Source organism: Streptomyces sp. NPDC006997 (assembly GCF_040635175.1).
GTDB lineage: Bacteria > Actinomycetota > Actinomycetes > Streptomycetales > Streptomycetaceae > Streptomyces.
Genome location: NZ_JBEYHH010000009.1, coordinates 166973 through 189410, shown reverse-complemented (window position 1 = coordinate 189410; position 22438 = coordinate 166973). Strand labels below are relative to the sequence as shown.

At 70.8% G+C, this 22438-nt stretch carries 20 protein-coding genes and 2 tRNA genes; 20 read left to right on the top strand and 2 right to left on the bottom strand.

Features of this window, described 5'->3' with window-relative positions; all coding sequences use genetic code 11:
* Positions 1 to 74: 74 nt before the first annotated feature.
* The 5 genes from ABZ659_RS11835 (at position 75) to ABZ659_RS11815 (ending at position 9088) form a co-directional block, all read left to right on the top strand.
* The gene (locus ABZ659_RS11835; RefSeq protein ID WP_360216794.1) at positions 75 to 1343 is read left to right on the top strand and encodes a hypothetical protein; all 1269 of its coding nucleotides are present in this window, start codon (positions 75 to 77) and stop codon (positions 1341 to 1343) included.
* A gap of 210 nt (positions 1344 to 1553) precedes the next feature.
* Positions 1554 to 3050, top strand: a complete 1497-nt coding sequence (locus ABZ659_RS11830; RefSeq protein ID WP_360216791.1) for a bifunctional cytidylyltransferase/SDR family oxidoreductase — start codon at positions 1554 to 1556, stop codon at positions 3048 to 3050.
* Between the two features lie 169 nt (positions 3051 to 3219).
* Complete coding sequence (locus ABZ659_RS11825) at positions 3220 to 5307, top strand: hypothetical protein (protein ID WP_360216788.1); 2088 nt, start codon at positions 3220 to 3222, stop codon at positions 5305 to 5307.
* A gap of 190 nt (positions 5308 to 5497) precedes the next feature.
* Positions 5498 to 6781 (top strand): glycosyltransferase family 2 protein, encoded by a 1284-nt coding sequence (locus ABZ659_RS11820; protein WP_360216785.1) that lies wholly within the window; start codon positions 5498 to 5500, stop codon positions 6779 to 6781.
* A 162-nt stretch (positions 6782 to 6943) separates the two neighbouring features.
* Positions 6944 to 9088 carry a hypothetical protein gene (locus ABZ659_RS11815; protein WP_360216782.1) on the top strand — a complete coding sequence of 715 codons (2145 nt, stop codon included), beginning with the start codon at positions 6944 to 6946 and terminating at the stop codon, positions 9086 to 9088.
* Between the two features lie 151 nt (positions 9089 to 9239).
* Here ABZ659_RS11815 and ABZ659_RS11810 read toward each other — a convergent pair whose 3' ends face one another.
* Positions 9240 to 10679: a polysaccharide pyruvyl transferase family protein gene (locus ABZ659_RS11810; protein ID WP_360216779.1), complete on the bottom strand. Its 1440-nt coding sequence runs from the start codon at positions 10677 to 10679 to the stop codon at positions 9240 to 9242.
* Between the two features lie 318 nt (positions 10680 to 10997).
* On the opposite strand from ABZ659_RS11810, the gene proB reads away from it, so the two are divergent.
* The 5 genes from proB (at position 10998) to ABZ659_RS11785 (ending at position 16117) form a co-directional block, all read left to right on the top strand.
* Positions 10998 to 12158: a glutamate 5-kinase gene (proB, locus tag ABZ659_RS11805; protein WP_360216908.1), complete on the top strand. Its 1161-nt coding sequence runs from the start codon at positions 10998 to 11000 to the stop codon at positions 12156 to 12158.
* Positions 12159 to 12345: 187 nt separating this feature from the next.
* The gene (locus ABZ659_RS11800; protein ID WP_360216776.1) at positions 12346 to 12846 is read left to right on the top strand and encodes a hypothetical protein; all 501 of its coding nucleotides are present in this window, start codon (positions 12346 to 12348) and stop codon (positions 12844 to 12846) included.
* Between the two features lie 102 nt (positions 12847 to 12948).
* A complete protein-coding gene (locus tag ABZ659_RS11795; RefSeq protein WP_360216773.1) occupies positions 12949 to 14235 on the top strand; it encodes a glutamate-5-semialdehyde dehydrogenase in 1287 nt (428 codons plus the stop codon).
* Between the two features lie 104 nt (positions 14236 to 14339).
* The gene (locus tag ABZ659_RS11790; RefSeq protein WP_360216770.1) at positions 14340 to 14942 is read left to right on the top strand and encodes a hypothetical protein; all 603 of its coding nucleotides are present in this window, start codon (positions 14340 to 14342) and stop codon (positions 14940 to 14942) included.
* A 101-nt stretch (positions 14943 to 15043) separates the two neighbouring features.
* A complete protein-coding gene (locus tag ABZ659_RS11785) occupies positions 15044 to 16117 on the top strand; it encodes a hypothetical protein (protein ID WP_360216767.1) in 1074 nt (357 codons plus the stop codon).
* A gap of 26 nt (positions 16118 to 16143) precedes the next feature.
* On the opposite strand, the gene ABZ659_RS11780 is transcribed toward ABZ659_RS11785, so the two are convergent.
* Positions 16144 to 17292, bottom strand: coding sequence for a M48 family metallopeptidase (locus ABZ659_RS11780; RefSeq protein WP_360216765.1), 1149 nt, complete (start codon positions 17290 to 17292; stop codon positions 16144 to 16146).
* A 102-nt stretch (positions 17293 to 17394) separates the two neighbouring features.
* On the opposite strand from ABZ659_RS11780, the gene ABZ659_RS11775 reads away from it, so the two are divergent.
* The 10 genes from ABZ659_RS11775 (at position 17395) to ABZ659_RS11730 (ending at position 22419) form a co-directional block, all read left to right on the top strand.
* Positions 17395 to 17556, top strand: a complete 162-nt coding sequence (locus tag ABZ659_RS11775) for a hypothetical protein (protein WP_360216762.1) — start codon at positions 17395 to 17397, stop codon at positions 17554 to 17556.
* A gap of 132 nt (positions 17557 to 17688) precedes the next feature.
* Positions 17689 to 17853: a hypothetical protein gene (locus ABZ659_RS11770; protein WP_360216759.1), complete on the top strand. Its 165-nt coding sequence runs from the start codon at positions 17689 to 17691 to the stop codon at positions 17851 to 17853.
* 55 nt (positions 17854 to 17908) lie between these two features.
* Positions 17909 to 18544 (top strand): nicotinate-nucleotide adenylyltransferase, encoded by a 636-nt coding sequence (nadD, locus tag ABZ659_RS11765; protein WP_360216756.1) that lies wholly within the window; start codon positions 17909 to 17911, stop codon positions 18542 to 18544.
* Positions 18545 to 18560: 16 nt separating this feature from the next.
* The gene (locus tag ABZ659_RS11760; RefSeq protein ID WP_360216753.1) at positions 18561 to 20234 is read left to right on the top strand and encodes an LCP family protein; all 1674 of its coding nucleotides are present in this window, start codon (positions 18561 to 18563) and stop codon (positions 20232 to 20234) included.
* A 107-nt stretch (positions 20235 to 20341) separates the two neighbouring features.
* A complete protein-coding gene (rsfS, locus tag ABZ659_RS11755) occupies positions 20342 to 20788 on the top strand; it encodes a ribosome silencing factor (protein WP_360216750.1) in 447 nt (148 codons plus the stop codon).
* A complete protein-coding gene (locus ABZ659_RS11750; RefSeq protein ID WP_360216747.1) occupies positions 20785 to 21468 on the top strand; it encodes a histidine phosphatase family protein in 684 nt (227 codons plus the stop codon). The genes rsfS and ABZ659_RS11750 overlap by 4 nt, the downstream gene beginning before the upstream one ends.
* A 100-nt stretch (positions 21469 to 21568) precedes the next feature.
* Positions 21569 to 21641, top strand: a tRNA-Ala gene (locus tag ABZ659_RS11745).
* Positions 21642 to 21848: 207 nt separating this feature from the next.
* A complete protein-coding gene (locus ABZ659_RS11740; RefSeq protein WP_360216745.1) occupies positions 21849 to 22025 on the top strand; it encodes a hypothetical protein in 177 nt (58 codons plus the stop codon).
* Positions 22026 to 22028: 3 nt separating this feature from the next.
* Positions 22029 to 22262 (top strand): hypothetical protein, encoded by a 234-nt coding sequence (locus ABZ659_RS11735; RefSeq protein ID WP_003976229.1) that lies wholly within the window; start codon positions 22029 to 22031, stop codon positions 22260 to 22262.
* A gap of 84 nt (positions 22263 to 22346) precedes the next feature.
* Positions 22347 to 22419 (top strand) — tRNA-Ala (locus ABZ659_RS11730).
* Positions 22420 to 22438 lie beyond the last annotated feature (19 nt).

The following is a 22438-nucleotide window of genomic DNA, read 5'->3' as shown; positions in this document are numbered from 1 at the left end:
CGGACGGCCGGACCGGCGCGGTTCCCGGTCCTTCTCAGGCGGTACTCAGAGTGGTCTCCTACCATCCGGTGGCCATGGAGACAGACTGGACGGAAGACGAAGTCGGAGTGAACGGCGCGGGTGGCACCTCGCTGCCCGCCGTTCCCGCCCAGCCGAACCGTTCGGCCGCCCGGGTGGCCCCGCTGCCGCCAGGGACCCGGCTGGTGCACATAGGCCCCCACAAGACGGGCACCACCGCCATCCAGGGCGCCCTGTTCGCGGCCCGGGACCGGCTGCCGGAGCACGGTGTGGCGTTCCCGGCGGACAGCAGGCACCCGATGGGCGCGGTGCTGGCCGCCTGCGCCAGGCCCGGGATGCTGGGTGACGCCAAGCCCCGGGCGGCCCAGTGGACGCGGCTGCTGGAACAGGTACGGGCGACCGGCGCGCGCACGTCGGTGGTGAGCAGCGAGTTCTTCGCCGACGCCGAGGACGACGGGACCGTCGCGCGCATCGTCGGGGAACTCGGCGGGCGGGACCGGGTGCACGTGCTGGTCACCCTGCGCCCGCTGGCCAGGATCATGCCGTCGCAGTGGCAGCAGTACGTGCAGAACGGGCTGCGGATGGACTACGAGGCCTGGCTGGAACACATGCTGCGCAAGCCGCCCTACGACAGGCCCAACCCGAGTTTCTGGCGTCGGCACCGGCATGACCGGCTGGTCGAGCGGTGGGTGCGGGCGGTGGGCGCGGAGCGGGTGACGGTCGTGGTGGTCGACGACCGCGACCGCGATGGCCTGATGCGGACGTTCGAGGGGCTCCTCGGACTTCCGGAGCATTTCCTTCAGCCGACCATTGATACGGCGAACCGTTCCCTCGGTCTCGCCGAGGCCGAAATGCTCCGGTGTCTCAATGCGGAATTCCGCGCACACGAGCTGCCCGAGGAGCTGTATTCACGGCTTATCCGGTATGGGGCCGTCATGCACATGAAAAGTGTGTACGAGCCCACACCCGAGGACATGAAGATCTTCACACCGCGCTGGGCCGTCGAGGCCGCCGCGGGCATCGGCGCGGAGATGGCCGGGCGGATCAGCGCGACGGGCGCGCGGGTCGTCGGCGATGTCGCGCTGCTGTCCGAGGTGCCGGAACGGGGTGCTGAACGGCGCCCGGAGGGGGTGGCCAGGCTCGCGCCGGAGGCCGCCGCCCACGCGCTGTACGGGGCGCTGGCCGCGGTGGCGGCGACGCCCCCGCCGAAGCCGGTGGCCGCGCCGCGGCAGGCGCCCCGGTCGCGGAGCGTCCACCAGACGTCGTCGAAGGAGCTGGTCAGGGTGCTCGGGTACCGCTGCCTGAGGCGGCTGCGGCTGCGCTGAGCGGCTCCGCCGCCGTTTCGGGTGCCGGTGGCCTGTGGGGTCACTCACAGCGTTCGCGGCGGCCTCCCGCGAAGTCGACGTCAACCACCGTGGGTGGGAGGTGAATGGCAGGTTGCGCGCACATATGCGCTGGGGGGCACTCACCTTGCATGTCGGTAACCCGAAGTGGGACCATTTCCCCGTTCCCTGACGCCCCAAGGTAGGTCACCTGTGTCCCAGCACATAGCCAAGCCCCGTACCACCGCAGTGATCCTGGCCGGTGGCACCGGCCAGCGGGTGGGTCTGTCGATCCCCAAGCAGTTGCTGAAGATCGCCGGCAAGGCAGTCATCGAGCACACCCTGACCACCTTCGAGAAGGCCGACTCCATCGACGACGTCATCGTGCTGATGGCGCCGGGCTACGTGCCGGACATCGAGAAGATCGTCGCCAAGGCCGGGTTCCAGAAGGTCAGCAGGATCATCGAGGGCGGCGCCACCCGGAACGAGACCACCGAGCGGGCCATCAGCGCCCTGGGCGAGGGCCTGGCCGAGGGCGAGGACGTCAACGTCCTCTTCCACGACGCCGTACGGCCGCTGCTGTCGCAGCGCGTCATCGACGACTGCGTGGCGGCGCTGGAGCGCTACCAGGCGGTCGACGTGGCGATCCCGTCCGCGGACACGATCATCGTGACCCGCACCCACGGCGAGGACGGCGAGTTCATCACCGAGATCCCGGACCGCGCCCGGCTGCGCCGCGGCCAGACGCCGCAGGCGTTCAAGCTGTCCACGATCCGCCGCGCCTACCAGGTCGCGTCCGGCGACCCCAACTTCCAGGCCACGGACGACTGCTCCGTCGTCCTGAAGTACCTGCCGGACGTGCCGATCCACGTCGTCGCGGGCGACGAGTACAACATGAAGGTCACTCAGCCCGTCGACGTCTTCATCGCCGACAAGCTGTTCCAGCTCGCCTCGACCGCCACCCCCGAGCAGAACGGCGAGGAGGTCTACCGCGAACTCCTCACCGGCAAGACGCTCGTCGTCTTCGGCGGGTCCTACGGCATCGGCAAGGACATCGCCGAACTCGCCGAGTCCTACGGCGCGAAGGTCTACGCCCTGGGCCGCTCCACCACCGGCACCCACGTGGAGAACCCCGAGGAGGTCGACGACGCGCTGTCCAAGGCGTACGCGGAGACCGGCCGGATCGACTACGTCGTCAACACCGCGGGCGTGCTGCGCATCGGCAAGCTCGCGGAGACCGACAACGCCACCATCGAGGAGGCGCTGAAGGTCAACTACCTGGCCCCGGTGCAGATCGCTCGTTCGGCGTACAAGTACCTGGCGGAGACCAAGGGCCAGCTGCTGCTCTACACCTCCAGCAGCTACACCCGCGGGCGTGCCGAGTACAGCCTGTACTCCTCCACCAAGGCCGCCATGGTCAACCTGACCCAGGCGCTCTCCGACGAGTGGGCCGGGGACGGCATCCGCGTCAACTGCGTCAACCCCGAGCGCACCGCGACCCCGATGCGCACCAAGGCGTTCGGCCAGGAGCCCGCGGGCAGCCTGCTGTCCTCCGAGGCGGTGGCCCGTACCTCGCTCGACGTGCTGCTCTCCGAGCTGACCGGACACGTGATCGACGTCCGCCAGCAGGACCCGACCGCCAGCGCCAACAAGGCGTCCGGTTTCGAGCAGGCGCTGGCGCTGGTGCTCGACCGCCACGACGACGTGTAATAATCGCCGCAATAGAGCCTCGCCTTTCAGGCCTCTGTGGGTTCCCCGCCGCTCGGCGCCGGGGGTCCGCAGGGGCCTGAATCCGTCCTAAGCCGCATTTCTCATATTATTCACATCCTGAGCTTGCACCGTCACAAAGACTGGCATCCCCTCCAAGAGCAGGTTCTCCGTGATATCCACCGCTATTCGCGTCGCCCGGGTGGGCAGCGCGGCCGAGTTGGTCGCAGCGGTCCTCATGATGCTCGGCTACTGCTGCCTCATGCTGGCCGCGCTCGTTCCGAGCGTTCCCGTCTTCGCGGTCGCGGCCGCGACGACCTACCTCTCCGACCACTACCTGCACCACAAGGGCAGCTACCTCATCAGCTGCCTGAGCAGAGTGCGCGCCGGCCTGTCGATCCGCTTCCTGATCCGGCAGCTGCTCCTGGTCCTGCTCCTGGCCCGGCTCTCCCTCGCGGACAACCTGATCTACTACGGTGCCATCGCCTGCTTCATCGCCTTCTACGCGCTTCAGGCACCGCACGGCGCCCTGGTCACCCTCATCCGCAACCGCCGCAAGATGCCGGTCGCCACCCGGAACATCGACCTGACCTCCCGGGTCCGCATCCCCGACGCGCCGCCGAGACCCCTGCTGCACCGCTCCGCCGAGAAGATGCTCCACCTCGACGTCGCCGCGGTGGCGGGCATACTGCTCTCCGCCCAACTGGACTCCCCGGTCCCCGGCTTCACCGGCATCGGTCTGACCCTGCTGGCGGGCTGCCTGTACGTGGCCGCGCTGACGCCCTACGTCCGGGGCGCGAAGATACCGCCGAGCCCCACGGTGATCCTGAAGGCGGTCGACGACTGGCTGGGCGAGTACCGGCCGGAGACGGTGCTGTACTTCTCGGGCTCCAGGGACGCGGTGTACCAGGTCAACATGTGGCTGGAGACCATGGAGCAGCTGGAGACCCGGCCGCTGGTCATCCTGCGTGAGCGCGCCGTCCTGGAGAGGCTCGAACCCACCACCGTCCCGGTCGTCTGCGTGCCCGGTGGGGTGCACCTGATGAACCTGGACCTGTCCACGGTGCGGGTCGCCCTGTACGCCGCGAACGTCGGCAAGAACATCCACCTGCTGCGCGTACCGACCATGAAGCACGTCTTCATCGGCCACGGCGACAGCGACAAGGTGGCCAGCGTCAACCCGTTCAGCAAGGTGTACGACGAGGTGTGGACCGCCGGACGCGCGGGCCGCGACCGGTACGCCGTCGCCGACGTCGGGGTCCGCGACGACGCCATCGTGGAGGTCGGCCGCCCGCAACTGGCGCCGATCAAGGGCCGGCACGACGTGCCCGAGGGCCGGATGCCGACCGTGCTGTACGCGCCCACCTGGGAGGGCTGGGACGACAACCCCGGCAACACCTCCCTGCTGCGCGCAGGGGAGAACATCGTCCGCCAACTGCTCAAGGCCGACCCCCCGGTCCGTCTCCTGTACAAGCCGCACCCCTTCACCGGCACCCGCAGCTCCGCCGCACGGGCCGCCGACCGGCGGATCACGGCGCTGGTCGAGAAGGCCACCGCCCAGCGCTCCGCTGACGAACGCTTCCAGGCCGACCCCGCCGAGCTGGCCGCCGCCCAGGCCGAGCTGGCCCGCGTCGAGGCCCGGATCGCGGAGCTGACCGGGAACGGCGCCGAGAAGGGCGACGAGGCCGTGGCGACCCGGGACGGGCTGACCGACGTGGCACAGCACGCGGAGATCGCCCGGCTGCGCGCCGAGTGGAACGACGCCTACTGGCGCTCCCTCCCCGACTTCGAGCACCGGGTCATCACCGGTCCCGAGCCACGGCTGTACGACTGCTTCAACGTCTCCGACGCGATGGTCTCCGACATCTCCTCCGTGGTCTCCGACTTCATCGCCAGCGGCAAGCCGTACGCGGTGACGGACTCCGCGGGGCTGGGCGCCGAGGAGTTCAAGCGGCGGAACACCGCGGTCCGCGCGGCGGTGATCCTCACCAACAAGGCGACCGAGCTGGGTGAACTGCTGGCCGCGATACGGGACCCCGCGGCCGACCCGCTGGCGGAGGACCGCAGGGAACTGAAGCGGTACCTGCTGGGCCCGGACGAGCCGACCTCCATCGAGCAGTTCAACACGGCGGTCGCCCAGCTCGCCCTCAAGGCCCGGACCCGCAACCTGGGCCAGGAGTCCCGGGCGGCGGCACAGGCCACCGAGGCGCCCGAGGGGGCCGACACCGCCGAACCCGCGGACGGTGTGGCAGCGGGCTGACCAGCCGCTCCGGGCCCCCGGGGAGCAGCCCCCGGGGCTGCTCCCCGGGGGCTGAGACACGTGGGGCCGCCGAGTCCGCTGTGATCCCCGTCACCGTTGCGGGGGAGGGGCAACGCTCCGTCGCACCCGTCCGTCTAGAAGGTATCCGGGAGGGAACACAGGAGGGAACTCCTGTGGACGAGGGGGAGACGTGAGCGGTACGCAGCCGGATGTGACGGTGGTCATCGGGGCGTACGAGGCCATGCCGTACCTGATCGACTGCCTGGCCTCCGTCGAGGCGCAGAGCATCGGCCCGGAGCGTGTCGAGGTCGTCGCGGTGGACGACGGGTCGACGGACGGCACCGGGGAGTACCTGGAGGAGTTCGCCGCCCGCGCCGCGATGCCGGTGACGGTGATCCGGCAGCGGAACTCCGGCGGCCCCGGCGGCCCGCGCAACGTCGGCCTGAGCCTGGCCACCGGACGCTACGTCTTCTTCCTCGACGCTGACGACCGGCTGGGTGCCGAGGCGCTGGAGCGGCTGGTGGCCATGGGCGACCGGGCGGGCACCGATGTCGTCCTCGGCCGGGTCGAGGGCGTCAACCGCGGCGCCCCCCAGTCGATGTGGCGCCGGACGGTGGAGCGCGCCGACGTCTTCTCCTCCCCCATCAAGTACACGCTCAGCGCGCAGAAGCTGTTCCGCCGCTCCCTGCTGGAGCGCCACGGAATGCGGTTCGACGAGTCCCTGTGGACCGGCGAGGACGCCCTGTTCACCATGGAGGCTTACCTGAGGGCGGACGGCGTCTCCGTGGTCGCCGACTACACCTGCTACTACCTCGTGGGCCGCAGTGACGGCAAGCACGTGACGAGGACCGGGGGCCACCTCCCGCGCTTCGACTCCGCCCGTGCCCTGATGCGGCTCATCGCCGAGCACGTCCCCGAGGGCGAGCGGCGTGACCAGCTCATGGTGCGTCCGTTCCGCGTCACCCTGCTGCCCCAGTTCGGCCCCCGGTACCTGGAGGACGGCAAGGAGGTCCGGCGGCACAAGCTCGAACTCGCCGGTCCGCTGCTGGACGCCTACTGGACCGAGGGCGTCGCCCGCCGCCTCCGGGTCCAGGAGAGGCTGCGGCTGCACCTGGTCGCCGAGCGGCGGCCCCGCCTCCTCCTGGACGTCGTGAGGTTCGTCGCGGCGGAGAAGGAGCCCGAGGCCCGCCTGGAGGGGGAGGGCACCCGGGTCTACCTCGCCTACCCGCACTTCCGTAGGTGGTGGGCGCGCGTACCGGACGCCGTGTACCTGGCCGAGCCCGCCGAGGCACGCGGCGTTCCCGGCTACCGGGAGGTCGGCGCCGGAGGCAGACCGAAGTCGCCGTCGAAGCCCGCGTCGAAGTCTCGGCCGAAGTCCGCGGTGGTCTTGAAAGCCCGGCGTCGTGCGGGCTCCCTGGCGCGTCGGGTGATCCGCGGCAGGCGCCCGGAGACGGTGGGCGGACGGTCCTCCTGACGGGGCGGCCGCGGGGCTGGGCGAGGGTAGCGGTTCCCCCAACTGAAGGTAGATTTGGTCTGTCGCGGTGATGTACAACCATTGGTCTCCCCCGCACGTCGAAACAGGAGTACCGCGGCACCCGCGCTGCCGCACGTATACCGTGAAGAGGAATCCTTGCCCATGATGATCCGCTGGTTGTGCACTGTCCTGCGCGTGCGCGGGAAGGCCGACCTTCTGCTGGTGTTCCTGTTCGGCGCCAGCTTCGCGGCCCTGCCCGTGTTCGCTCTGCTGCCGTCGTTGTGGGGGTTCGTCGCCGCGGCCGCCGTGAGCTATGTCACGGACGAGATGCTGCACTCCCGCGCTCCCGGGTTCATCCGCCGGTTGGCGACGCTGCAACTCACCCGCACCATGCGGTTCGCCGCCCGTATGGTCATGCTCCTCGCCCTCGCCCAGCGGATGGGCGCCTCGGCCACGGTCCTGGTCCTCGGGCTGGCCGCGTTCAGCGTGCACTTCGCGATCGTGATGCTGTACTCGGCGGTGCACCGCGGCATCCGCGTGCGCCGGACGCTGCCGGTGATGGTCCGCAACCTCGACATGAGCGGCGCGGGCATACCGAAGCAGCCGCCCGCCTACCTCTACCGCCGCTTCCTGCGCAAGCTGCTCCACCTCGACGTGCCGGCACAGGCCGGGCTGCTGGCGGCGCTGGTGGTGGACCACACGTACCCCGCCTACGCGGGCTTCGCGCTGATGACCGCGCTGGCGGCGCTGGCGCTGGTGGCCCTGCTGTGGCAGCTGCGCCGTGCGGCCCGGACGCCGGGACCGGACGAGATGATCGCCGCGCTCAACGAGCAGCTGGCCGGGTACCGGCCCGAGGTGGCGCTCTACTTCAGCTTCGCCGCGGTGTCCCGCGACTTCATGTACCAGGTCAACATGTGGATCGAGACGCTGGAGCAGCTCGATATGCGCCCGCTGATCATCCTGCGGGAGCGCGCGTCGTTCCGTTACCTGAGCCGCACCTGGATACCCGTCGTCTGCGTGCCGAAGGCGGACGACGTGGCCCAGCTGGAGCTGCCCGAGGTCCGGGTCGTCCTCTACCCCGGCAACGCGGGCAAGAACGTGCACATGCTGCGCGTCGCGGAGGCCAAGCACGTCTTCATAGGCCACGGCGACAGCGACAAGCTCGCGAGCAGCAACCGGGTCAGCAAGGTGTACGACGAGATCTGGGTGGCCGGCCGCGCGGGCCGCGACCGCTACCAGCGGGTCCGGCACGCCATCAGCGACAGCGCCATCGTCGAGGTGGGCCGTCCGCAGCTCGCCCCCATCCGGCTGCACGACGACCACACGCCGGGCCCCGACCCGGTCGTCCTGTACGCCCCCACCTGGGAGGGCTGGAGCGACGACGACTGCCACACGTCCCTGATCCCGATGGGCGTGACGCTGGTCCAGAAGCTCCTTGAGGAGAACGTACGGGTCGTCTACAAGCCGCACCCGCTCACCGGCAAGCGCTCGGCGGAGGCCGCCGCCGCGGACCAGGCCATCCAGGCCCTGCTGGAGCAGGACAACGAGCGGCGCGGGGCGGCGACCGTCGCCAACGCCGCCAGGGCGCGACTCCAGCAGATCGAGGCCAGGCTCGACGAGATGGCGGGGCAGCACGACGGCGACGACGCCGAGCAGACCCGTGACGCCCGCGTCCCCGACCGGGACGAGGGCACCGAGTGGCAGGACCTGCACGCCGAGTGGCACCGCGTCTTCTGGGAGAGCCACGCCGCCGCCCGGCACCACGTCATCCTCAAGCGGCTGCCGACGCTGTACGAGTGCTTCAACCAGGCCGACATCCTCATCAGCGACGTCTCCTCCGTGGTCGCCGACTTCGTCGCCAGCCTCAAGCCGTACGTGCTGACCAACGCGCACGACCTCCCCGACGACGACTTCCGGGCCGCGTACACCACCGCGGGCGGCGCCTACCTGCTGGACAGCGCCTGCGCCCGGCTGCCGGAGATCCTGCGGTCGGTGCGCGAGCCGCGTCACGACCCGATGGCTCCGCACCGCCGCACCCTCAAGGAGTACGTGCTCGGCCCGGACCGTCCCACCTCCATGGAGCGGTTCAACGCCGCCGCGATCGCCCTCGCCGCCAAGGGCCGGGCGGAACTCGCGGAGGACGAGGTCGAGGGACAGCGCCCCCGGGTGGTCGTCCCCTCGCAGCGCACCGACTCGTTCAACATGTCCGACTCGGTGGAGGCGTCCGCCTACCAGCAGAACGGTTCCGATCCCAGCGAGCAGACGGATCCGGCCGACCTGGTGGGACTGGTCGACCCCGCGGGGTGACCGTCGCTCCTCCTGGTCCGTCGTTCCTCCTGGTTCGACGGACCTCCTGGTTCGACGGACCTCCTGGCCCGACGGGCCTGCTGGTCCGACACCGAAGGCCGGGCGCCGCACCTGCGGCGCCCGGCCTTCGGGCTTCAACGGCTCGGGTCGGTTACTTCGACGACAGCCGCTTCACGAGTCCGCGGGCCCGGCTGCCGGAATTCCCGCTCTTCAGCTGGGCCTCGATCGCCGAAAGGCGGGCGTCGGCGGACTTGCGCTCCTCGGCGAGCGCGAGTTCCAGCTTCTTGATCCGGGCGGCCTGCGCGTTGGCCTTCTTCTCGGCGCGGGCGGCGGCGTCCGCCGCGGCCTTGTTCTGTTCCTTGAGCATGGTGATCCGGAAGAGCAGATCGGCCTGGTCGTAGTTCTCGGTACGCCGGTACGGCTCCGTGAATTCCGTGGCGGCGATCCTGCGGTCGTACCCGGCGCCACCGTCGCCGTGCTCGTACGCGTTCTTGAGGCCGTTCTTCGTCATGAAGTCGAGGAGCCGCTGGAAACCCTCGTCATAGTGCTTGTTGAACGAGGAGTAGTCGGCGTCGGCATAGAGGTCCGCGACCTTGACGTCCGCCGGAATGTCGGTGAGGACCTTGTGCGGGAGGTGGTGGTAGCGGGACAGCTCAAGAGTGCGCGAGTCATGAGCGAACACATAGGCCGGAGTTCCGGCCACGAGTGCGGCGATATTGCCGTGGATACGCGTACCGAGAGCGAAGTCGAACTCCGCCAGGGCGTCCATCCAGCTGTGCGGCTCCAGCGGCACGCAGACGTCGGCCGAGCGCATCAGCGGGTGGTTGCTGAGGTCGGGCATCGGCGTGTGGCGCCCGGCGGCCTCCGCGGTGTCGCCCCAGTACAGGGTCTGGAGGTCGCGGCCCTCCTGCGCGAAGTACGTGAGGTCGGGGTGCTGTTCGAGGATCGCGGCGTTGATCGCCGAAGCGTGCTCGGCGTTGGCCAGCCGCAGTGCGGTGGACAGGGCGATCCGGGCGTCGGCGGGCAGGTCCCGGCCGGCCGGGTTGTCCATCCGGAAGTCCGGCCCGCGGAAGTACACCGACGGACAGCCGATGACGTCGACGTCCTTGAAACCGAGTTCGCCGAGGTAATCCTTGGTGAACTCACCGCGAACACCGATGGAAGCGGAGTGGTCCAGTACGGCGCCGATGAACCGCTTGACGGCGGAGTTCACGGGGGCCAGGAACTCGGTGTCGTAGCTCAGGGTGGCCTGGGCGCCGACGCCGAAGACGACCACCGGCACCTTCAGCTTGCCGACCACGTCGGCCAGGATGCCCAGGTGCCGGATGAACTTCTTCTTGAAGGCGTTCGCCATCGGGATCACGAAGACGTCGCACTCGTTGTTGATCCGGTCCGCGTCCGCGACGGTGAGTTCCGCGAAATGCGTGGTGTCGACCTGTATCTCGGCGTCGGGCACGGACAGGTGCTTGAGGGCGGCATTCGTGTACATCAGGTTGCCGACGTTGCCCCGGATGCTGTTGCGTACCAGGGTGCTTTCGACGCTGGGCACGTCGAACGGGTTGTTACCGGCCTGAATGAGAATGCGCTTCATATTGATCCTCTGCTTGATGGAGACTGGCGAGTCGCGACGGAGCAGAGGTGGATTCACAGTGTTGGCAGTCGCATCAATACAGTCCAACAATCCTCAACTACTGCGACCATCAGCGGGGATCCTAGCATGAACACGCAGAGCGACCCCCTTAGCACAATTGCCCTGGCCGCGGGTGCGAGTTGACCCGCGGATGATCACCGGCCCGTTCAACGGGTGAAACAGGCACACGGCGTCCGGCCGCGTTCGCGTAGATTGCCGGACGGGCAGCCGCAGCGACGCAAGGGGACGAGGAGCAAGGTGGCAGGGGCAAGGCAGGCCGTGACCGAGGCCCGCAGGATCGTCGTCAAGGTGGGTTCCTCCTCGCTGACCACCGCGTCCGGCGGCCTCGACGCCGACCGCGTCGACGCGCTCGTGGACGTCCTCGCCAAGAGCCGAAACGAGGGGGCGGCCCGCAGCGCCTCGGTTGAGGGTGGTGGCGGGAGACGGGGGGGCGGCGGCGAGCGGGAGGTGGTGCTCGTCTCCTCGGGTGCCATCGCCGCCGGACTCGCGCCTCTCGGGCTGCGCCGTCGGCCCAAGGACCTCGCCCGCCAGCAGGCCGCCGCCAGCGTCGGGCAGGGCCTGCTCGTCGCCCGCTACACCGCCTCCTTCGCCCGCTACGGCGTCCGCGTCGGCCAAGTCCTGCTCACCAGCGACGACATGAGCCGCCGCGCCCACCACCGCAACGCCTCCCGCACCCTCGACAAACTGCTCGCGATGGGCGCCCTGCCGGTCGTCAACGAGAACGACACCGTCGCCACCGACGAGATCCGCTTCGGCGACAACGACCGGCTCGCCGCGCTCGTCGCCCACCTCGTCCGCGCCGACCTGCTGGTGCTGCTCTCCGACGTCGACGGCGTCTACGACGGCGACCCCGGCCAGCCCGGCACCTCCCGCATCGCCGAGGTGCGCGCCCCGGCAGACCTCGACCACGTGGAGATCGGCAGCGCGGGCAAGGCGGGCGTCGGCACCGGCGGCATGGTCACCAAGGTCGAGGCCGCCCGGATCGCCGCCGCCGCCGGGATCCCCGTGGTGCTGACGAGCGCCGTGCACGCCGCCGACGCGCTGACCGGCAAGGACACCGGCACCTACTTCCACCCCACCGGCAAGCGCTCCGCCGACCGCCTGCTCTGGCTCCAGCACGCCTCCGCCCCGCAGGGCGCGCTCATGCTGGACGACGGCGCGGTGCGCGCGGTCGTGGAGCGCCGCACCTCCCTGCTCCCGGCCGGGATCGCCGCCGTCGAGGGCGACTTCAGCGCGGGCGACCCCGTCGAACTGCGCGACGGCCACGGGCACGCCGTCGCCCGCGGGCTGGTCAACTTCGACGCCCGGGAGATCCCCCGGCTGATCGGCCGCTCCACCCGCGAACTCGCCCGTGAGCTGGGCCCGGCGTACGAGCGGGAGGTCGTCCACCGGGACGACCTGGTGATCCTGCACGGCTGAGGCGCGCGGGACCGGCTTTCGACCACCGGCCGAAAACAGGGAGAACGGCCCGTAAAGGGAACCGCCCTGAGGTGGACGTTCCGCGAAAGTGCCCCGCGAACCCCTGCGGCCTGCTCAACTTTGTCTCAGGGACACATTCCGCCGACGCCTCGCGGGCACCGCGGGGCACCGCACGAAGGAGGCCGCCGTGAGACGAGTGCGCCCGGGGGCAGCGGCCTCCCGCGGCGGTGCCGGAGGGGGCCACGGCCGCGCGCCCGGCGAGGAGCGCGCCCTGACCAGCGTCGCCACGGGCGACCGGTACGACACCGAGGGCGGGAGCGGCTCGGGCGGCGGGCGGCCCGAGGACACTCCGCGCCTGTGGCACGTCACCCTCAGCGTCTCCGGCGAGGCCACCCCGCTCCCCGAGGTCCGCCGCGCCCTCGAACAGCTCGCCCACGACCACCCCTTTCTGCTGACCAGCCGCTACGCCCGCGACCACGCCGAGATCCGCTACTGGGAGGAGGCCCGCGACCTGCACGACGCCGCCGCAGTGGCGCTGCGTCTGTGGGGCGAGCACCGGCAGACCGCCGGGCTGCCGCCCTGGGAGATCGTCGGCCTGGAGGTCATCGACCGGACCACCTACCACCAGCGCGTCGCCGAGGGCTACGGCCCGCCCCCCGCCTCCCCGGTCGGGATGCACCCGTTCTAGGGCGTTCCCCGAGGCGGCCCGAGGTCTGTCGGGGTGCCTCGGGGTGTCTCGGGGTTTGGGATGGACCGGAATCGGCCCGTATCGGCGCACTACCCTTCCCCCATGACCACGCTCTCGCCGTACGACTCCATGTCCCCGGTCACCCAGGCCGCCTACCGGGCCAAGGGCGCCGCCGCCGACCTCGCCCCGCTGCCGCGGTCCGCGAAGGACGACGCGCTGCTCGCGATCGCCGACGCCCTGGAAGTACGGACGGCCGAAGTCATCGAGGCCAACGCCAGGGACGTGGCCAGGGCCCGCGAGGCCGGGACCAGCGAGGCGATCGTCGACCGGCTCACCCTGACGCCGGAGCGGATGCGCGCCATCGCCTCCGACGTCCGCGACGTGGTCGCGCTGCCCGACCCGGTGGGTGAGGTCGTCCGCGGCTCCACCCTGCCCAACGGCATCGACCTGCGGCAGGTCCGTGTCCCGCTCGGTGTCGTGGGCATCATCTACGAGGCCCGCCCCAACGTCACCGTCGACGCCGCCGCGCTCTGCCTGAAGTCCGGCAACGCCGTCCTGCTGCGCGGCTCCGCCTCCGCCTACGAGTCGAACACCGCCCTCGTGCGGGTGCTCCGGGACGCCGTGGGCGGCGCCGGGCTGCCCGCCGACGCCGTGCAGCTGGTGCCCGGCGAGAGCCGGGAGAGCGTGCGCGAGCTGATGCGCGCCCGCGGCCTGGTCGACGTACTGATCCCGCGCGGCGGCGCCTCCCTGATCCGCACCGTCGTCAGCGAGTCCACCGTCCCGGTCATCGAGACCGGCACCGGGAACTGCCACGTCTACGTCGACGCGCAGGCCGACCTCGACATGGCCGTCGACATCCTGATCAACTCCAAGGCCCAGCGGGTCAGCGTCTGCAACGCCGCCGAGACGCTGCTGGTGCACCAGGACATCGCCGCCGAGTTCCTGCCCCGCGCGCTGGACGCCCTCGCGGACGCCGGGGTGACCGTGCACGCCGACGAGCGGGTGATGGCGTACGCGAAGGGCTCCCGGGCGACGGTCGTGGAGGCGACAACCGAGGACTGGGAGACGGAGTACCTCTCCCATGACATCGCCGCCGCCGTCGTCGACTCCCTCGACCGGGCCGTGGAGCACATCCGGCTGTGGACCTCCGGCCACACCGAGGCCATCGTCACCACCTCGCAGCAGGCGGCCCGCCGGTTCACCCAGTTGGTCGACTCGACCACGGTCGCCGTGAACGCCTCCACCCGGTTCACCGACGGCGGCCAGTTCGGCTTCGGCGCGGAGATCGGCATCTCCACCCAGAAGCTGCACGCCCGCGGCCCGATGGGCCTGCCTGAGCTGACCAGCACCAAGTACATCGTCACCGGCGACGGGCACGTACGACGCTGAGCCGAGATCGGGGCATATGCGCGCGGCACGCGCCCCCGGTACGCCCGCGCGCTGTCCGGAACCGATCCGCGCACGCGGATGAATTTCCATACGGTCTGCCCAAATTGACCCCCCAGGTCTACTCTGGAACGGTGCCGGAGGACGTGGGGGGCACGCCGTTTCCCGACGGCTGGATGCCCGACGACGACCACGACCGCGGGGTGTCGGACGAAGAGTTCGCCTCCGTGGTCTTCGACGAGGACTTCGTACGCGCGGCCGTGGTCCACGAGCCGACCGCCGTCGAACGCCTCCTGGCCGCGGCCGAGGCGAGAGCCGAGGCCAGCGAGGCCGAATCCCGCCGCACCCGCTACCGGGGCGAGCGCTACGACGACGTCCGCGGCCCGGATGGTTTCGGCCATGATCCGGAGTACGACCCGGACGACCCCGACGTCTTCGAGGACGGTCCCTACGGGTCCGGCCGCTTCGGCCGCCACGGCAGGCAGGTGCGCTGGCACCGCCCCGTCGCCTGGCTCCTCGCCCTGGTCATGGGTGTCGGCATGGTCGTGCTGGCCTTCGCCGCAGTCTACCGCAGCGCCTCCGCCAGCCGCCAGGACCAGCCCCCCGCGCCGCCCGCCTCGACCAGCCCGGGACAGGGGGGCGCGGTCTCCCCGTCCGCATCGGCCGACCACTCCCAGCCACCCGTCTCCGCGGTGCCCCGCACCCCCTGAGCGGCCCGGGGGGCGCATGGCGCCGCCAGTGATGGGAACCTGCCACAACTTGGCGCGTAGCCAGGCGTTTACCGTGCGCTCCACGGACCTACCCTGAAGATATGGGTGGGCCTGGAGACCAGCCTGAGGGGACGCCCGACGGGGTGCCCCCAGGCACGGAGGACGAGTACCGATCCGTCGTCTTCGACGAGTCGTTCATCCGGGCTGCCCGCCTCCAGGAGTTCTCCGCGCGCGAGCGGACCACCGAGCACGCCCCCGCCGTCCGCAGCCGCCCGCAACCGCACCGCAGGCTGTCCCGGCAGGCGCTGATCCTGGTGCTGATGATCGTCATCGCCCTCAGCACCGCCCTCTACATGGGCGTCCGCAACCCCTACGGCGACCCCGGGGCCGCTCGCAACCCCGTGGAGCCGCTGCGCTCGACCGTCGTCCCGCTCGCGCCCCGGGGCGCGGTGCCCGGCACCGCCGACGTGGAGCGGCTGTTCACCAGCAGCCCCGCCGCGCAGTTCCGGCTCGGCGCCGGAGGCATAGCGCTACCCCCGTCGCGGCGCACCGCGAACTTCTCCGAGGGCCAGGTCGTCAACGCGCTGACCACCGCCAAGGACTACATCGTCCGCTCCTCGCTCTACCCGGAGGTCCTCTCCGGCAAGCAGGTGCGGCCCGTCCGGATCCTCGTCGACGGGGACCAGCTCGACCAGTTCGACCGCAGCTTCCAGCACCCGGCCGCCGACGGACGGCACGTGCCGACCGGCTGGCTGGTCCGCTTCGACCCCGCCCTGGCCGAGCTGGCCGACGACGAGATCCGGGTGCGCGGCAGCCTGCGGGTGAGCGAGGCCGACTCGGCCACGCTGGAGGTCACCTCGGACCACACCTTCGTCTACGCGCTGCGGCCCGCGGGCGCCGACGCGAAGGCCGAGGCGTCCCTGTTCACCGTCCGGCGCGAGCTGCACTTCCGCTTCGACCGGGACGACCTGCGCCTGCACCAGACCCAGCTGGTCGGCTCCGCCACCCAGGCCGGGCCGCTGTCCTGCGCCGCCGACTCCGCCGACCACCTGCGCCCGCTGCTCGCGGGACAGAAGGCGACCGGCGGCGCCCCGGCGGGCACCGACCCGTACGCCACCGGCGGTACGACCGCCCTGTGCGGGACGCTGGCGGACCGGGCCCAGCCGAAGGTCTGACGGGCTCGCCGGACCCCGGGATGCTCCTAGTCCTCGTCGCGCGGCGGCTCGTCCCTCGGCGGGGCCTCCGTGGTGCCGGTCTTGCCCGTGCCGCCGCCCGTGCCCGTCCCCGTGCCGCCGTCCGCCCCCGCCGAGCCGGTGAAGCCGCCGAAGCCGCGCCGTACCCGGCTGCCCAGGTCCCCGGCGCCGCCCGCGATGTCGGTGACCAGCTTCATCAGCGGGTCCTTGGAGGTGCGGACCTGACCGGCGTAGTGCGCGGCGGACTCCCGGAAGGAGTCGGAGACCTTGGCGTCCTTGTCCTCCTCGCGGCGCGGGTAGTGGCCGTCCATCAGCCGCTGGTAGTCGCGGGAGGCGGCCCACTTCTTCAGCTCGGCCGCGCGCACCGTGGTGAAGGGGTGCGAGCGGGGCAGCACGTTCAGGATCTTCAGGACGGAGTCGCGCAGGTCGCCGCCCGCCTCGTACTCCTCGGCCTGCTCCAGGAACGCGTCCACGTTCATCTCGTGCAGGTGGTTGCCGCCCGCGATCTTCATCAGACCGCGCATCGACGCCGTCAGGTCCTGGCCGACCAGCAGCCCCGCACGGTCGGCGGACAGCTCCGACTTGCGGAACCACTCCCGCAGCGCGGTCACGATCGCCATGATCGCGACGCTGCCCAGCGGGATCCACGCCACCCGGACGGCGAGGCTGGTCAGGAACAGCAGGATGGTGCGGTAGACGGAGTGCCCGGACAGCGCGTGGCCGACCTCGTGGCCGATGACCGCCCGCATCTCCTCCTCGTCGAGCAGCTCGACCAGGCCGGTGGTGACGACGATGATCGGCTCGTCCAGACCGATGCACATCGCGTTGGGCTGCGGGTCCTGGTTGACGTACATCGGCGGGACCTTCTCCAGGTCCAGGATGTAACAGGCGTCCCGCAGCATGTCGTTGAGGTGGGCGAACTGCCGGTCCGAGACGCGGACCGAGTCGGACAGGAACAGCAGGCGCAGGCTGCGCTCCGGCAGCAGACCGCTGAGCGCCTTGAACACCGTGTCGAAGCCGCTCAGCTTGCGCAGGGCGACCAGGGCGGAGCGGTCGGCCGGATGCTCGTAGGCGCGCGAGGAGATTCCGGGGAAGCGCCTGCGCTGCCTGCTCGGCACGTGCTCGTGCCCGTCCTGCTGGTGGCCGTCGTCGGACATGTCTTCCCCCAAGCGTCTTCAAGTGCTCTGGCTGCCCCCGAGGCAGTGCCCAGCCTAGGCGGAGTTACCGTGGACGGGCACTACACCGAAGGAGCCCGCGCCATGGACCACACCCCCGCCGCCGCCTGGCTCGCCGAGGCCGCGAACGCCGCTGGGCAGCAGGGCGCCGGGAATCTGCTCCGGGTCGTACTCGTCGTGATGGTGCTGGGCTGTGCGCTGACCGCGTGGTTCCTGCTGCGGGGCTACAAGCAGAAGGACGACTGAGGCGACGCGAAGGTTCCCCACGCCCCCGGCGGGGTCCGGCGCCAATGGCGGAGTCGCCGTGATCGCCGCCGTGGCCCACGCTTACCATGAGCCGACGTCTTTATCCCGCCCACCGGATAGGTCCTGCCGAAGATGAGCTTCCACAGCACCGCTGCCCAGTTGGTCACCCTCGCCGCCGAGGGCGAGGAGCACGGGGGCAACCACGAGAGCCTCAGCCCCCTCGTCACCGGCGGCGGCGCCTTCCTCGCGTTGATGCTGCTGCTGTGGATCACGACCCTCTTCAACCGCGACCGCTGACCCGGCACCCAGCCCGTCCAGGGCCTCACAGGCCGGGCCGGTAGGGTCTGCACGCATGGGAGAGCAGGACATGCCTACCGGTCCGGCGAGTGACACGAGCGGCGGCAAGCGCCGCCTCGGCGTCATGGGCGGAACGTTTGACCCGATCCACCACGGGCACCTGGTGGCGGCCAGCGAGGTGGCCGCGCAGTTCCACCTCGACGAGGTGGTGTTCGTCCCCACCGGCCAGCCGTGGCAGAAGAGCCACCGCACGGTCTCACCGGCCGAGGACCGCTACCTGATGACGGTCATCGCGACCGCCGAGAACCCGCAGTTCTCGGTGAGCCGCATCGACCTCGACCGCGGCGGACCCACCTACACCGTGGACACCCTGCGGGACCTGCGGGTGCTCAACCCCGACACGGACCTGTTCTTCATCACGGGCGCCGACGCCCTCGCCCAGATCATCACCTGGCGGGACTCGGCCGAACTGTTCTCCCTCGCGCACTTCATCGGCGTCACCCGGCCCGGCCACCACCTCAACGACGCCGGGCTCCCCGAGGGCGGGGTCTCGCTGGTCGAGGTCCCCGCGCTCGCCATCTCCTCAACCGACTGCCGTGCGAGAGTCGCCAAGGGCGACCCCATCTGGTATCTGGTGCCGGACGGAGTCGTGCGCTACATCGCCAAACGTGAGCTGTACCGCGGCGAATGAGCCGAGAGGGGCACCGGTGAACGACCGATACGACGCTGGTTACGGGGGCGACCAGTACGAACTCGTCGGCTACGACGAGTACGGGCAACCCGTGTACCGGCAGGTACCGGCCCAGCAGACCCCGCAGCAGGCGTACGACACCTACGCCCCACAGCAGGACTACGGCTACGACCAGTACGCCTCCGCCGCCCCGGGCTACGACCCCTACGGCACCGGCCAGCAGCCGCCCGTGCCGTCGTCGTACGGCACCCCCGACCCGTACGACCCCTACGGGCAGTCCGCGGGCACCGGCCAGCAGCCCCGGGTCGCCGAGCAGACCGCCTACATCCCGCAGCAGGCGGGACCGGCGCCGGAGTACCCGCCGGAGTACCCGCCCGAGACCGGTGAGGACCCCGGCGACGGCCGGGAGGACCGCGACTACCGCACCGAGCAGTTCGCGTTCGTGGAGGAGCCCGACGGCGACTCCGAGGACGTCATCGACTGGCTGAAGTTCACCGAGAACCGCACCGAGCGCCGTGAGGAGGCCAGGCGCCGCGCCCGCAGCCGCGTCATCGCCCTGGTCGTCGTCCTCGCGCTGGCCGCGGTCGGCGGCGTCGGCTATCTCTGGTACGCCGGGAAGCTGCCCGGGCTGTCCTCGTCCGACGAGAAGACCGGCGGTACGACCGCGGTGGGCGCCCAGAAGCGTGACGTGGTCGTCGTCCACCTGCACGACACCAAGAAGGGCGGCACCTCCACGGCGCTGCTCGTCGACAACACCACCACCGGCCAGGGCACCACCGTCCTGCTGCCCAACTCCCTCGCCCTGACCGGCGAGGACGGCACCACGACCACCCTCGCCAAGTCCGTCGAGGACGACGGTTCCTCCGGCACGCGCGAGGCCCTCGACGGCGCCCTCGGGACCGACATCGAGGGCACCTGGCGCCTCGACACCCCCTACCTCCAGAACCTCGTCGACCTCGTCGGCAACATCGACATCGACACCAACGCGGACGTGCCCGATCCGGCCGCCAAGAAGAAGGGCAGCTCGCCGCTGGTCAGCAAGGGCGAGGACCAGACCCTCAGCGGCAAGATGGCCGTCACCTACGCCACCTACCGCGCCTCCGGCGAGGCCCAGAACGCCCAGCTGGAGCGGTTCGGGCAGGTCATGCAAGGCGTGCTGCGCAAGATGTCGTCGGACCAGCAGGCCGCGACGGTCACCGTGCAGACGCTGGCGCAGATCCTCGACCCGTCCCTCACCGACAAGGACCTCGGCGCCTTCCTCGCCAAGATGTCCGAGCTGGCCAAGGGCGGCGACCACAGGACGGCGCTGCTGCCCGTCCAGGACGACGGCACCCTCAGTGCCGAGGCCAGCGACAGCGTCGTCAAGGACGTCCTCGGCGGCACCGCCAAGAGCCCCGACCAGGGCGCGGCCGTCCGGGTCTCGGTACGCAACGCCAGCGGCGAGGAGGACAACGCCGAGAACGCGCGCGTGGTCCTCCTCAACGGCGGCTTCACCTTCCTGGGCGGCGGCACCGAGGAGACCACGCAGGCCGCCTCCAAGGTGCTCTACGCCGACGCCGCCGACAAGGCCGACGCCGAGGAGGTCGCCAAGACGCTGAACCTGCCCGCCAGCGCCGTGGCCAAGGGCGACGTCGCGGCCAACGCGAGCGTCTCCGTCGTCCTCGGGCAGGACTACGACCCGGCGTCGTAGCGAGCCCCGGTAGTCCTCGGGCAGGAGGCGCCCCGGAATCCTCTGGGGCGCCCCTCGCCGTCCGTGAGACCCTTGGTGTCAAGTGACCACCGACGGAAAGCCATGCAGTGACCGCTACCGACCGCTCCCTCCACCTCATCAGCACCGCCGCCCAGGCGGCCGCTGACAAACTGGCGCACGACGTCATCGCCTACGACGTGAGCGACGTCCTGTCGATCACGGACGCCTTCCTGCTGGCCTCCGCGCCCAACGACCGCCAGGTCAAGTCGATCGTCGACGAGATCGAGGAGCGCCTCCAGAAGGAACTCGGCGCCAAGCCGGTGCGCCGTGAGGGCGACCGCGACTCCCGCTGGATCCTGCTCGACTACGTCGACATCGTCGTCCACGTGCAGCACAGCGAGGAGCGCGTCTTCTACGCCCTGGAGCGGCTGTGGAAGGACTGCCCCGAACTCGACCTGCCCGCCGACGCCAAGGCCACCCGGGGCAAGGCCAAGGAGCACGCCGAGCTCCAGGCCGCGGAGGAGGCCGCCGAGACGGGCGGTGAGTGGCGATGAGCGCCACCGGCGAGGTCGCCGGGTCCGCCGGGTCCCGGCCCTCCGGCCGGGGCCGCCGCGTCATCCTGTGGCGGCACGGGCAGACGTCGTGGAACGTGGAGCGCCGCTTCCAGGGCACCACCGACGTGGCCCTCACCGAGGCGGGCGTCGCCCAGGCCCGTCGCGCCGCCCGGCTGCTCGCCTCGCTGCGTCCCGACGCGATCGTCGCCTCCGACCTGCGGCGGGCCGCGAACACCGCCGCCGAGCTGGCCGTGCTCACCAGCCTCGACGTCACCCACGAGGAAGGCCTGCGGGAGACCTACGCGGGCGCCTGGCAGGGCCTGACGCACGACGAGATCATCGCCCGGTACGGCGAGGAGTACGCCGCCTGGAAGCGCGGTGAGCCGGTGCGCCGCGGCGGCGGCGAACTGGAGACCGAGGTCGCCGAGCGCGCCGCCCCCGTGGTGCTCCGGCACGCCGAGAAGCTCCCCGAGGACGGCACCCTCGTCGTCGTCAGCCACGGCGGCACGATCCGCACCACCATCGGGCGACTGCTCGGCCTGGACTCCCGGCACTGGGAGAGCCTCGGCGGCCTGTCCAACTGCTGCTGGTCCGTCCTCGGCGAGGGCGCCCGCGGCTGGCGGCTCCTCGAACACAACGCGGGCACGCTGCCGGAGCCGGTGCTGGGCGACGACGACTGAGCCGCGGAGCGGTGACCGGGGCCGGGAGCCCGGATTTCACTTTCCGGCAGGTCGCAGGCTAAAGTTCTTCTTGTTCGCCCGACCGACCGGGGGAGCACCCGGGGCTATAGCTCAGTTGGTAGAGCGCCTGCATGGCATGCAGGAGGTCAGGAGTTCAATTCTCCTTAGCTCCACACCCGGTGAAGATCCCGTCCCCGCAGGGGGCGGGATCTTTCGTTTCCCGTTGAGCAGGTGGGACGCGAGAGGCGTATACCTCTGCGCGGGCGCTCCCGGTGGCTGCCGTGTCCGGACTGGAACCCGGGCGTCGCTGACCGTGTTGGTCCGCTCGTGGCAGAATCAAACGGCCGGAAGGGGGCGCGGCCCGACGGGAGGGAGTAGCGATGCCTGCGAGCATCCTCAGGGAGGTCGGCCACCTCCCTGGGCAAGCGGCGTTGACGCGGAACACGGCCACCCGGCTCAGCTGCCCTTCCTGCGGTTCCGCCCATGTCGCCCAGGTCCTCGGCGACAACGGTGGGATCTCCTACGTGTGCACGGCCTGCGGCCACAGCTGGAGCTGATCGATGGGTGCACACAGGCGGAAGTGCGACTGGTGCGGCAGCGGTACGCCGATCGTCCGCGACATGGAGCCGGTCAACCCCGACTACCAGTACTGGTGCGAGGAATGCGCGCGGGCGCTGATCATAAAAGGCGACCCGATCGAGACCTACCGCGAGCTGGAGGGGGAGCCGATCTACGGGCGTCTCCTGGAGGAACACTGCACGCTCAAGCGGTTCTACTCGTTCGTGACGGCCTGACGGCCCGACGAAAACGATTTGGTGCTCCACCGGGGGGACCTGTAATGTTGGCGTCGCCGCCAGGGAGACCGGGCGGAACGGCAAGGGGCTATAGCTCAGTTGGTAGAGCGCCTGCATGGCATGCAGGAGGTCAGGAGTTCAATTCTCCTTAGCTCCACAAGCGCAGTTCGTAGAAG